Here is a 13,085-nt window from a genome sequence, read left to right as displayed (position 1 = left end):
CATTGTTCTGGTAAGCGGACGAGGCGAGGATTTGAGGAAGCGCGGCAGCGAGCCAGTTGTCGCCGTTTCGAATGCGGTCGGAGGTTGCGCAACCGGAAGAGTTGTGCATGTCGTCGCAGAGATTTGGCGTGATGAAGTTGTAGCGGGCGACGGTGTTGTTGGTCAGATCGGAGGAGAGTTCAGCGAACGGACGGATGTGCGCAAGGCAATCGTTTGCGCCTGAGATAACGTCATCGAAATAAACGAACGGATTGTGGTAGGCGGCATAAAGGCCGCTGCTGGAGGTCGGGCAGTTTGTGCCGCTGATGTTCTCCTGGTAGGCCTTCCAGGAAATGCCGGCGCTGGCCAGCAGGGTGACCAGATGGTTGGTGGAACCGAATGTGTGCGCGCTGGGATCGTTGCTGTCGAGCACGCCGAAGTTGGTGCCGGCTTCGAGCCAAAGGTAATTGGGAAGGCTGCCGGGCAGGCCGGGCGGAGTGTAATACTGCTCGCAGTACGACGACATAGGAAGCAGCGTGTTGTTGATGTAAGGGGCTGAAGCACTGCCTTTCAGAGCCGTCCAGTTCGCGTTTTCCATCAGGATGAGAAAAGCGGTTTGAACGTTGGTCAGCGTAGTCGCAACGACGCCCGCAGGGAAGAGAGACGTGCAGCAGATCAGACCAACCGCCGGAAGGCGGAGCCGGAATGTGTGCCCGGATTTCATGCAATGAACTTCGTGGGGAGCCAATCATATTCTCAACGAAATTCCAAGACGCGATAGAAACGCCGGCTGTCGTTCGTTGCCGTCACATCGATGAAACTCAGTGAATTGGATGTCATTATGTTGGTGCTGAGGGTGAGCCAGTCGAACAGATTGGTGGAGATTTGAATCTTGTTCGTCTTGCCTGTGGTGAGTCCGGTGAACGTCAGCTGCGGCAGATCGTTTGTAAAATGGAGTGAAACCGCGAGAGGTTGGTCGTCCGCGAACAAATCGTCCAGATCCGTGGCGTCGGCCGCGTCGCCCAGGAACGGCCGGACGTCGAAGATTTCCTGCAGCGTGCGCAACAACGAGCTGTGTGTGTAACGGATGTTGCTCGCGTAGCCTCTTCCTTTGGCGAGCGGCGAAAGCAGAATCAAGCCGATCGGACCGTCGCTTGTCTCGTTGTCGCCCTCGTCCCAAAGAATAAAGAGCGCTCCGTTTTTGGCGTAGTTCTCCGAGGACAGAATCATGGGAGTTTCGCGCGCGAGCCAGTCGTCACCCTGCTTTTGCAAACTGTGACCGCCGGAGGCCAGACTGTGCATGTCGTTCGTGATGTTGGGCACAATAAAGTTGTAGCGCGCGACGGTCCCCTGTTGCAGATCGGAGGCCAGTTCCGAATACGGACGCACATGGCTGGCGCGACGCGCGTCATTGGTCGCGATGTCGTCGAAAAAAACGAAAGGATCGTGCCGCGCCACATAAGGGGAATGGTCGGTGAGCGGGCTGTCCCCGGCGTCAAGGCTTTCCTGATAGGTTTTCCAGGAGACGCCCGCATGTTCGAGCAATGAGGTAAGATGGTTCGGCGTGCTGATGCGATTCTCCGCCGGGAGGGCGTCGTTGAAGATGCCGAAATTGGTGCCGGCTTCCAGCCAGAGATAGTTCGGTTCGCTTGGATGCAGACCTGACGGCGTGAAGTATTGCTCGGCATGTGAGGCCATGGGCAGCAGCGTTTCGTTGATGCAGGCACAATCGGTATTGCCATAGACGGAGGCCCAGTCGTGATTTTCCATGACAATGAGGAAAACAGTTTCAACATTGGTAAGCTGGCCACCCAACGCCCGCAGGTCGGACAGAAGAATAATTGCACACGAAAGAAGTATGACACCGCCCGCGTGTCGGGTGGTCCGCACGTTTTGAAACGTCGAACAACGCATAAACGACAGAAATGATTTCATACGTCGGGCGAGCCTTCTCGCGATCCCGGACACCGGCAGACTCCGCAGTTTGATGGTCGGACCCGCGTCGGGCCGGGCAGTTGGTGAAACCGGTCCTACAAATGTCCGCCGGCTTTGACAATGTCCGACAGATTCGCGTTTGATGTTTGCTCCCTGTGTTTTATTGCCGTAAGTCCGGCGGATGCCTAGAGTGTGCGCCCATGAAGAGGGCAAAGGGCATGGTTTATCTGGTGGGCGCGGGACCGGGTGACGCCGGACTGCTCACATTGCGCGGCGCCGAACTGCTTGGGCGCGCTGACGTGGTGGTTTATGACGCTCTGGTCAATCCCGACTTGCTGCGCCTCGCCCCGAGGACGGCGGAGATAATTTTCGGAGGTAAACGCGCCAAGAACCACGCCATACCGCAGGCCGAATTGAACCAACTGCTGGTCGCCCGGGCGAAGGCCGGCAAGACGGTGGTCCGGCTCAAGGGCGGCGATCCCTACATTTTCGGTCGTGGCGGTGAGGAAGCCGAGGAACTTGTCGCGGCAAGAATACCGTTTGAGGTCGTGCCCGGTATTTCGTCGGCGGTGGCGGCGCCGAACTACGCCGGTGTGCCACTGACCCACCGCGAGCATTGTTCCAGTTTCACAGTGATCACGGGGCATGAAGATCCGACAAAGGAGGCGGGCGCCGTGGATTGGGAGAGAATCGCCAGGATTCCCGGGACCAAGGTCATCATGATGGGCACCGGTCGCATTGGTGAGATTGCGGAACTGTTCGTCGCTCACGGGATGTCGAAAGAAACGCCGGTGGCGATGGTGCGCTGGGGGACCACCGGCCGGCAGCGGTCCGTCGAAGGCACGCTTGCCACCATCGCGGGCGTGGCGGCCCGTGAAAAAATATCGGCGCCGGCCGTGGCGGTGATTGGCGACGTGGTCAAATTGCGCGCGAAACTCAACTGGTTCGAGCATCGCCCGCTGTTCGGGCAGCGTGTCGTGGTGACCCGCACGCGCGAGCAGGCGGGCCGGCTTTCGCGGGAGCTGCTTGAGCGCGGGGCGGAGGTCCTGGAAATCCCGACAATCAGGATTGTGCCGCCGCGCGACGGAGGGCCATTGAATGAAGCGCTCGCCGGTTTGAACGCCTATGACTGGCTGGTGTTCACCAGTCCCAGCGGCGTTGCTTCGTTCTTCGATTTCTTTTTCAAAAGATTTCAGGACGTGCGCGACATTGGAGGTGTGCGGATCGCCGCGGTCGGACCGGCCACGGCCGCCAAAGTGCGCGAATTCCACCTTCAGGTTGATCTGATGCCGGAGGAATATATCGCTGCAAAAATAGCCGGGGCGCTGGCGGAATTCGAGAGTGTCGAAAATCTTCGCGTCCTCCTGCTCCGTGCCGAAGTGGCCAGCGCCGATCTGCCAGAGCTGCTCGAAGAAAGGGGCGCCATCGTGGACGACATCGCCTGCTATCGAACCGTCCTGGAAACTGATGATCTAACCGGCGCGGCAGCCCGTCTGTTGGAGGAAGGCGCGGACTGGATCACTTTTACCAGCAGTTCGACCGTCGAGAACTTTCACGCCCGTTTCAACCTGCCCGCGCTGTTGAAGAAATTTCCGGAGACGCGGACGGCTTCGATCGGACCGGAAACCAGCAAGGCGCTTGCGGCGTTGGGATTCAAGCCAACGATCGAGGCAACAGAGCACACCATTGGCGGTCTGGTAAACGCGCTGGAAGACGCACAGAAGTAGGTCGGCGCGGTGTTATGTTGCCAGCAAATGCCGCATCAGGCAGTCGAACTCAATTTCCTGTACCGCCACCAAAGTTGGAATCACTGGGCGCAGCGAAGGCAGGTTTGTCGCTTGCGCGCACGCGTCCACGAAAGCAAATGGGTCCCACTCGCCCCGCGGCGCGAGCTTCGCCGCCAATTCCATTTCACCGTCCGCCTCAAGGCGGCGGGTGGCCTGCCTGGCGAGATCAGCGAAACAGTCATGTTCGCCGACCCGCCGAAACCAGTATTTGGCGTTGCTATAGTCCGGTTCGCGCCTGTGCATTATGCCGTGGAGAAAACTGCCATCGGCGGTGTGGATGTCCTGGGAAATCGCGTGGGACTCATCCAGATAATCATGCCAGAGCAGGGCCGCGGAGCGAATGGAAGCGTGAAGCGCCGCGGGCAGTTTCGCGTCCGCGAGGAAGCGTTCGATTTTCCCGTTCAATTCCAACAGGGGCAGGCGTCCGGTCCGCGGTGTCGGGCCGAGACCGGGCAAGTCCGATGTCTGGATCAAACTTTTGAACGTTGTCAAACGGTCGTTCATTCGGGCGTTTTCCAACGATAGGGGACGCTCGATTGATTTCAAAGCGATTTGAAACCGGACAGGCCGTGGTAAAAGAAAAGAGACCGGAGCATAAGATCCGGTCTCTCATTGAATCGCCTTGAACTATTGCTTGAGTCGGAAGAACTCGTTACCGGGACCCACCGGCAAAGTAAGAGTGTTGACCGACGTATTGGTCACGATGTCTGACCAATCATTCGGATTGCCGGTCAGCGCCGTCGCGTGTTGCAGCGTTACCGCGCCGGTGCTGCTCCAGTTCAGGGTGAGGTTCCCTCCGCTCGCAGTCACGCTCGTGAACTGGAGTTGTCCCACGGAAGTGAGGCTGTAGTACGCTTTGATCGCGTTCGGATTGGTTGAATCGTTAATGGCGATTTTGTTCCCGGTGTCGTCGTAGGAGAAGAACTCGAGGGCCGCTCCGCCGCCCCCGTTGTAATACACCAGGCGCATCGGGTACAGACCGGCTTGTGGTACGGTAAAGGAGAACGGAATGTCAGACGCGCCCTTGCCCACGTCGGTGGTAAAGATAACGGTGCCGTTGGTTTGACCGGGTGTCCCGACCTGCAACTTGAATCCGTCGTCGCTATTCACGCCGAACCTGTAATAACCCGCAGTCGGGAAGTTCAAATAGGCGAAGATTTCCGCCGCAAGGTCGTCCGTAAAGGCGTTTGCAGAGTTTGTGGTGGTGTTTGGGACTCCGGGAATCGGCTCATCCGGGTGGTCGCCATAGGGCCAGCCGGCTCCATAGACGTTGCGCTGAAAGTTCCCAAGTTGAACCCCGGTATGGTTTGGGTTCACGTTGTTATTCCAGTTGAGGATGTTCGTGTAGATATACGTGCCGTTCGGGCCCGGACCTGGCAATGATATGTCCGGAAGACCTAATGTGCCTGCCAGTTGAGCTTCGGCGCGGGCGGCGGAGTTTTGCGTAAAGCCCGCCGGTATGCTCGCAACCTCGGTCATTTTTACCCGGAAGCCGACGGAACCGGGGTCCGCCTGACTGGCCGGTATCGCGTCGCTGGCGTTCAGGTTGGTGTAGGTCTGCACGATAAACTTCCACGAGTTTGTGGTTCCTCCATAGATCAAGCCTGCCGTGTTGGTTGAACCGGCCGGCAGCGGTGGATTCGGTCGATAGCTGACTGTAACGTCTGAACCATTCGTCGTGAAAGTTGGCGTTACCGGTGCGCCGTTCACCAGGAGGCCGAGTGATGCGTCACCAACGCCGTTTGCCACCACGCCTCCAATTCCTACGTCAGCCCAAGGGCGTCGGGTATCGGCGTCATTAACCAGATCGTTTCCACCCGTGTTGGCAACTGTCCGGCCATACGCCTTGATCAAACCCGGACCGGCCTGCTGGACTCGGTTGTCCCACGGCGTCGGCGATACCGAAAACTTCACCCACGGTCTGGCAGGGCCCGTATAGGTGCGATAAGCCGGGATCGACAAGGAATCGTTGGCGGTATTGTTGACCAGCGACTGTATTCCGGAATTCCTGTCAATCGATAGAAATTCCAGATTCACGCCACCGCCACCCTGCCAATAAAGGAGCCGCATGGGATAGATGCCGTCCTCCGGCACCACAACGCCGAATGCAAAGTTATTCTGGCTCGTGCCGGGGGTGGGAATGTAGCTGTTCGGCGCTCCCGGGCTGGGAAGTGGGTTGGCATTGCCTCGGCCGACATTGGCGTAGCCAAGCAGGGTGCCGAGGGTATCGTGCGGGTCTGGAGCCGAAATCGCAACGAAACCGTCGTCACTGTTTACGGCCCAGAGATAGACTCCAGCCTTGAGATCCAAATACGTCGTGAACTCGCCCACATAGTTCTCAATTCCCTTAATGCCCCCGGTGACAGATGATCCACCGCCGGGCAGGCCGGGCATGGGCAGGTCAGTGGCTCCCTGGAAAATGCCCGTGTTGCCACCCGCGGGATTGGAGTTGAAGTTGAGCGGGTCCGTTATGTCAAAAATCCCGTTCACGTCAGCCGCAGTCAGGTCGGCCAGGTTGGGATAGGCCGTGCCGTTCGTGGGGTTGATGTCGCCTCCAAACAATTGCATTTCGGGACGAGGCATGCGGTTTTGATCGCCTACATTAGGCAGCCGCGCACCGTTGCCCTGACTTGCGTCTCCGGAGCGGTCGATTTGATTGACCCGGGCTTTGAAGCCGATGTCGGTTGTCGTTATTTGCGCAAGCGGAACCTTGTTCCCGGCGGGAATGACACCGTAGGGAACCACCGAGAAACTCCAGTTGTTGGTGATGGATACGGTGTTCGCCTGTTCCGTATAACTGTAGATCAATGTCAGATTATTCTGGCCGGGAGGCAGAAGGTTGGCGACCGATCCGGCCCTCAGGATGGTGTTCGTGGTGCCGGTTTTGGTGATGTTGTTTACCGCCTGCCCGTTCACGGTCAGGCTGATTGAACCACTGTTGACGGGAATCGTGCCGTCAACCAGCTCCACAAGAATATTGTCATCCGCCAAAGCCCAAGGATGGCCGGCGACCGGAAGGACGCGGGCGACGTAAGGCCGGGTCACGGTGCTTTCGTGGTACGCAAGAATTGGCGTGGCCGGATTCACGGCATCATTCACCAGATATTTCTTCCCGGCGGCAAGATCGGTGGTAAAGAGTTCAACATTTGCACCACCGGTTCCCTGCCAGTAAGCCAACCGGAAAGGGAAAACGCCGTCCTGCGGCACCACGACATCGAATGTGGTGTCCGAACTGCCTCGTCCTCCACTGAACTGCCCCAAAGTTATGCCGAGGACGTCTCCGGCGGCCGGGGCTGTCGAAAACCTGAAGCCATCGTCACTATTGACGCCAAATCTGTAAAAGCCAGCCTTTAGCTGGAGATACATCTCAGTTTCGGTGACGTACCACGCATCGTTCACGCCAATTGTGATTCCAGGGACTGGTTGGTCCGGGAACGATGGAGTGCTGATGTCTTGGAAATTGCCAATATCTAGGCCACCACCTGCGGCGGTGTTCAAGTTGATGAAGTCGGGGATGACGAAGTAACCGTTATTGGTGGCGGCGGTGAGGTCCGCGCCATTCGCGTAAGGTTGTCCCGGATTGTTCGGATCAAGGAAACCCAAAGCGAGTGAGCGTTCGGCATTGTAGGTAAAGTTGCCGTCTCCAGGCACCCGGGTAGCGCCACCCGCTGGAGTCAGGCCCGTTTGATAAACGCGCATTTTGAAACCTGGCTGCGCGGTATCGACGCCGGTGACCGCGTAACTCGCCGGGATGGTGGTGTAAGGTCCGACAACGAAACTGTAAGTATTGGTTGAAATGGTCTGCGGGGTGCCATCGTCGCCATAAATCACACTGAACGTGTTGGTCGAACCAACGGCCAATAAAGGCGGCGGCGTGTAGGTGATGACCGTCGTACCATCCCCGGGCTGGGCAACGTTCGGCGTGACGCCCGCTCCATTATAGACCAGCTGCAAACTGCTGCTGTTGGTGTTGACGTGTGTGACGCCGTCGGCAATCACAACCCGGACGGTGCCGGACGCCGGCCCGTTCGTGCCCGTTGGTGTTGAGGACAACACGTAAGGCGTCGTGGCAACGGTGGTGGTGATGCTCAGATTGTCGATGAAGCAATTCTCGAACGATCCGCCGGTTCGTGCTCCGAATCCGAATTGAGCCCCGAGCATGGGGGTGTAGATCGTAACGTTCGTGTAAATGACCTGGCCGTTGTAATCCACATTGACATTGCCACTCGCGCTCACACTGACATGCACCGTCAGATAGTTTGTGTTGGTCGTGTTGACGGTGGGAATAAGGGTGGTAATTGGTACGACAGTGGTCCTGACCGTGTTCCCATCCCATTTCAGGTCGATCGCGGGGGCTTCATTGTTCCCGTTGTTGAACGTGTCAAATGAAATGGTCAAACCGTGCATCGCGCCGACGGCCGGACCCTCCTCTGCGAATGCCGCGGGTGGGTTGGGGGTGAAAACGCCATACACAAAGCTGACGCCATCTGCCGGCGTGGCCGTACCATTGCCGCCGATATACATTTTCCAGGTGGCATCCAGGGATCGGATTGGTTGTCCACCATCAAAATCGTCAAGAACCAGCCAGCTAGTCTGGCTGCCGACGTTCTGAGTCAGCTGGAGGCAGGGGGTGTTGCTTACACCGCCGCTGCTCATGTCGTAACCAAGCGCGGCCCCGTTTAATGTCGCGCCGACCGGGACACCAGCATCGAAATCAGTCGAAAAAGTCCCTGCGCGTGTGTGTGAGGCAAAACCAACCAGGGCGGCTCCCGCAAAAAGCGTTGCCAGCAAACGAGTCGGACGAGTATTTGTTTTCATAACGAATAGTTTTGGAAACCTGCCGGACAAGAAGAACAGTCACGCCATCCGATTCCGGCGTTCGTGGGTTCCTTGATCACCAGGTACAAAAAACATCACAGTTAAAGCAAAACGACGATTCCAATGTTATTCCCGAATTGTCCAGATGTATAGGCGTGCTGTCCGAAGCTTGAAAAGCGCGTTGGAATGTTAATCGTAACAGGACGGTCTTGAATGACGGAGACCTGCGGAAACTCACTTGAGCAACGGAGTTGCACCGGGCCGTGCGGCGCATACTCTTCGCACAGGCATGTGACAATCGATCTCGGCGACTGAGCTGACGGTCACAGATGAGCAAGAGGCACCATGCACGGCAGGAGACCGGTCCTTTGTTTTCAATGGAAACCTGTCTGTCCGGCGCTCAGTCCAACGTTCAGTGTCGATGGAACAGTCCGACCACTCAGGATCTGCAATTAATTCATAACGCACAATGGCAGCGGAAGCATCAGCCACTTTAAAGGATATCGCACGTCAGGCCGGGGTCAGCGTGATGACGGTTTCCCGCGTCCTGCGCAATCAGCACAACGTCGCCGCGACGACGCGCGAAAAAATCGAGGAAATCGCGCGGCGGCTCGGTTACCGGCCACATCCCTTGATCGCGACACTGATGAAATTGCGGCGCTCCGCCAAACCCCTGCGATTGAATTTGTCGCTGGCCTATATTACCAACTTCTCCAAGCGTAACGGGTGGCGGAGTTCGAAAATCTACGTGGATTTCTTCGAGGGCGCTTCCGCCCAGGCCCGCCGCCATGGATACAACCTGGAGGAGTTTTGGTTGCGTGAACCCGGGATGACCTCGCACCGGATGAGCCAGGTCCTTTACCACCGTAACGTACCCGGCATGATCATCGCCCCGCTGCCCGTGGCGCAGGGTCATCTGCGACTGGACTGGAACAGGTTCGCCGCGGTCGCCATCGGCTACTCGCTGGCGCGGCCATCACTTCATCGCGCGGCAAACCATCAGTTCCGGTCAATGCGCATGACCATGCGACGGCTGCGAAGGCTTGGCTATCACCGGATTGGTCTGGCCCTGCGCGCGAGTTACGACGAGCGGGTCGAGCATCATTGGGTGGGTTCATTCCTCGCAGAGCAGCGCGGATTCAAACCGGACGACCAGGTGCCGCTCCTGTTGTTGAAGGATCGTGACTGGCAGATCACGAAGTTTGCGGAATGGTACGAACAGAATCGTCCGGAGGTTGTCGTCAGCCAGCACGAGGAAATCGTGAAATGGCTGAGGCAAATCGGCGCGCGCGTTCCGAACGATGTCGGGTTCCTCCACCTGAACTGCCCCGAGTCCATCGGCCGCTTCGCCGGCATCAACCAAAACAACAAGGCAGTCGGCGCCACGGCGGTGGATTTCCTGGTCAGCATGATCCAGCGAAACGAACGCGGCGTGCCGGACGTCAGCCGCTCAATCCTTGTGGAAAGTTCATGGCAGGATGGAGCCACGCTGCTCCCGCGCGCCGCCACTGACAAATCCCGCTCGCGTCAGGCGTCCGTTGGAGGTTAGGCTGTTGTCATGCGCCTCCCCGCGTTACTTGCCTCGTCGGCCGCGGCGTTTTTTTCCTTCGTCGCTGCCTGGCCCGCCGAACCCATCGTCCACATGCTGGCGCCGGGTTTTACCGTGCGCGAATTGCCGGTCAGGCTTTCCAACATCAACAATCTTCGCTTTGCGCCCGACGGCCGGCTGACCGCGCTCGGCTACGATGGGCGCATTTTTTTACTGCGCGACACGGACGGCGATGGTCTTGAAGACACGGCGGAAGTCTTCTGGGACAAGGCGACCCTTAGCGTTCCCGTCGGCATGACGTGGTCCACCAGGGGACTTTACGTGTCGTCTCACGGGAAGGTTTCGCTCTTGCGCGACACGGACGGCGATGGCAAGGCGGACAGGGAAGAGATCATTGCCAGCGGCTGGCCGCCCACGGACGTCGGCTCCGGCGGTGTGGACGCCACGGCGGTGACGCTCGACAAAGAGGGGAACGTGTATTTCGGCCTGCTGGTGGCGGATTATTCGAATGCTTACCGGCTGCGGAAGCGAAAGGATTTGAAACCCGAAGAACGCGCCTGGCTGGAAGCGCGCGGCGACAAGGGCGGTGATCCGGAGGAAACGGTGTCGCTTTACGACATTCAATCCCAACGCGGCACGATTCAGAAGTGGTCGCCCGCAACGAAGAAACTCGAAACAATCGCGACGGGCATTCGTGTGCCATACACGCTCGCGTTTAACAAGGCCGGCGATCTGTTCAACACCGATCAGGAAGGCGAAACGTGGATGCCGAACGGCAATCCTCTCGATGAATTGAACCACATCATTCCGGGCCGCAACTACGGCTTCCCACCGCGCCACGAGAAATGGCTGCCGAATCTAGTGAGCGAACCGCCGGTCGTCGCGTTCGGCCCGCAGCACGAGTCCACCTGCGGTCTTGTGTTCAATGAACCGCACGCGCCGATGAATCTGAAATCCGGACTCCGAAATCTGAAACCAGCTTTGCCGGTTTCGCCTGCCCAGGGATTGTTCGGTCCGAAATGGTGGGAGGGCGACGCGTTCGTCGCCGGCGAATCGCGCGGGAAAATCTGGCGAGTGCGGCTTGTGAAGACGCCGCACGGATATGTGGGCAGGGAATTTCTGATTGCACGTCTGAGCATGTTGACGATGGACCTCGCGATTTCTCCCAGGGGCGACCTTTACGTTTGCTGTCACAGTGGATTGCCCGATTGGGGCACCGGGCCGAAGGGCGAGGGCAAGATTTTCAAAATTTCCTACACCGACCCGAAGGCGCCACAACCGGTCATGGCCTGGGCGGCTGGCCCGACGGAAGCCCGTGTGGCGTTTGATAAACCACTCGACCCATCCGTCACCAACGCGATCGTTGGACGACAAATCGAATTTGGCGAATACGTTCGCGCCGCCGAACGCTATGAAGTTCTCAAGCCGCCGTATCAGGTGGTCAAGCAGCAGGAAGCCGCACCGCGCGGAACGTTGAAAATTCTGGCGGCGAAACTGGAGGACGACAACCAGACGCTCGCGCTCACCACCGAACCGCACCCGCAGGCGGTGACCTATGCGCTGACAATCCCAGGCGTGAAGGTGAAGAGAGCGAGCGGAGACGGCCATACCTTAGACGTGGATTATGATTTGAGTGGTACGAGTTTAGGTTTGGTTAAAGACTCTTTGCTTAACAAACTGCCCGATTCCGTCTCTCAGAGGATCAGGACTTTAGTCGGAAATGAATGGCTTGATCCAAACGAGGTCTTTAACCTTTGGTCCCCAAGTCCGAATCTCTCAATCGCATCCGATCTCTTTGGCTCTTCCATTGACCAGTTGCTTGGCGCGTCTCAAATAAAAGGAAAGAGTACGGACTGGTTTTTCGCGTCATTCAAATTGTTGATCCCGCCGAATGCGGAAAGGCTCCAATTTTCCGCTCGGCAACCATTTGATTTTGCAAGTAATCCAACTCGCGACATCAAAGCGCACGTGGCAACCAATGGGGCATACTCTTTGGAATTTGACGCAGATATGTTTCGGCGGATGGCCGATAGCTTCACTGTTCTTGTTGCGAAGGGCAAACTTTCTATCTCAATTGTTTACAAAGTAATAAATGACTCCAGATGGCGTGTCTTGCCGCTTTCCAGTTTTCGTCCGCACTGGTCTCCTCCGCTGACCGCTATCGTGACTGCACCCACTGAAAAGCCCGAACTTACGGGCGGCGACTTCGAAAGCGGACGGGGCTTATTCTTTGGTGACCAATTGAAATGCTCGACCTGCCATCGGATTCGCGGTGAAGGCGCGACAATCGGGCCGGACCTGAGCAATCTGGTTTCACGCGACGCGGCGAGTGTGCTGCGCGACATCAAAGAGCCGAGCGCTTCGATCAATCCCGATTACGTCGCTTACAACGTCACATTGAATGACGGCGGCGAATTGACCGGTTTCATCCGCGCGCAGGACGACGCCTTGATCAAACTGATCGGCGCGGACGGCAAGGAGACCCGGTTTCATCCAACCGACGTGAAGGAGATGCGTCCCGGCTCCGTTTCGCTGATGCCGACAGGTTTGATTGACACGCTGAAGGAGGAACAGGTTCGCGATTTGCTGACGTTCCTGCTCAGTGAGCCGCCGAAGCGCGGGAGCGCCGAGATTGAAGCGGCGCTGGCCGCCGGTGAAGCTCATCAATCGCAGACCGATAATCGGAAATTGGAAATCGTGCTGGTCGCTTCCAAGCAGGACCACGGCCCCGGTCAACACGATTACCCCGCCTGGCAAACGAACTGGCTTCACCTCTTCTCATCGGGAGCCACGAACGTCACCGCCACGGCCGCCTGGGAATGGCCGAGCGAGGAGCAGTTCCAGTCCGCGAATGCCATCGTGTTTTATTGCTGGAACCATGATTGGAGCGCGGAGCGTTATCGGCAGTTGGACGAGTATCTCGGGCGCGGCGGGGGCGTGGTGGTGCTTCACGCGGCGACCATCGCCGACCAGGAGCCGGAACAATTGGCCGGGCGCATCGGCCTCGCGTCGCAACC

General features: G+C 58.0%; 7 protein-coding genes. 3 read left to right on the top strand and 4 right to left on the bottom strand.

Translation table 11 applies throughout. The annotated features are described in order from the left end of the window. On the bottom strand, window positions 1–703 hold a 703-nt coding region (locus VN887_16470; protein ID HXT41603.1), incomplete at its 3' end, for an alkaline phosphatase family protein. Between the two features lie 32 nt (window positions 704–735). After that, window positions 736–1,893, bottom strand: a complete 1,158-nt coding sequence (locus VN887_16465) for an alkaline phosphatase family protein (GenBank protein HXT41602.1) — start codon at window positions 1,891–1,893, stop codon at window positions 736–738. Between the two features lie 221 nt (window positions 1,894–2,114). Here VN887_16465 and cobA point away from each other — a divergent pair, with 221 nt between their 5' ends. After that, entirely contained in the window at window positions 2,115–3,641 is a 1,527-nt protein-coding gene (gene cobA, locus VN887_16460) for a uroporphyrinogen-III C-methyltransferase (protein ID HXT41601.1), read from the top strand. A 12-nt stretch (window positions 3,642–3,653) separates the two neighbouring features. On the opposite strand, the gene VN887_16455 is transcribed toward cobA, so the two are convergent. After that, entirely contained in the window at window positions 3,654–4,205 is a 552-nt protein-coding gene (locus VN887_16455; GenBank protein HXT41600.1) for a hypothetical protein, read from the bottom strand. Between the two features lie 123 nt (window positions 4,206–4,328). Then, entirely contained in the window at window positions 4,329–8,519 is a 4,191-nt protein-coding gene (locus tag VN887_16450) for a hypothetical protein (GenBank protein ID HXT41599.1), read from the bottom strand. Window positions 8,520–8,988: 469 nt separating this feature from the next. Between VN887_16450 and VN887_16445 the strand changes: the two genes are divergently transcribed. Both VN887_16445 and VN887_16440 read left to right on the top strand, forming a co-directional pair. After that, window positions 8,989–10,068, top strand: a complete 1,080-nt coding sequence (locus VN887_16445; protein ID HXT41598.1) for a LacI family DNA-binding transcriptional regulator — start codon at window positions 8,989–8,991, stop codon at window positions 10,066–10,068. A 9-nt stretch (window positions 10,069–10,077) separates the two neighbouring features. Further along, window positions 10,078–13,085, top strand: a 3,008-nt coding sequence (locus VN887_16440; protein ID HXT41597.1) for a c-type cytochrome, incomplete at its 3' end; no start/stop codon positions are given.

Source organism: Candidatus Angelobacter sp., assembly GCA_035607015.1.
In the GTDB taxonomy this organism is placed as follows: Bacteria; Verrucomicrobiota; Verrucomicrobiia; order Limisphaerales; family AV2; genus AV2.
The sequence above is the reverse complement of the archived record's forward strand: the minus strand, read 5'-3'. Positions and strand labels throughout refer to the sequence as shown.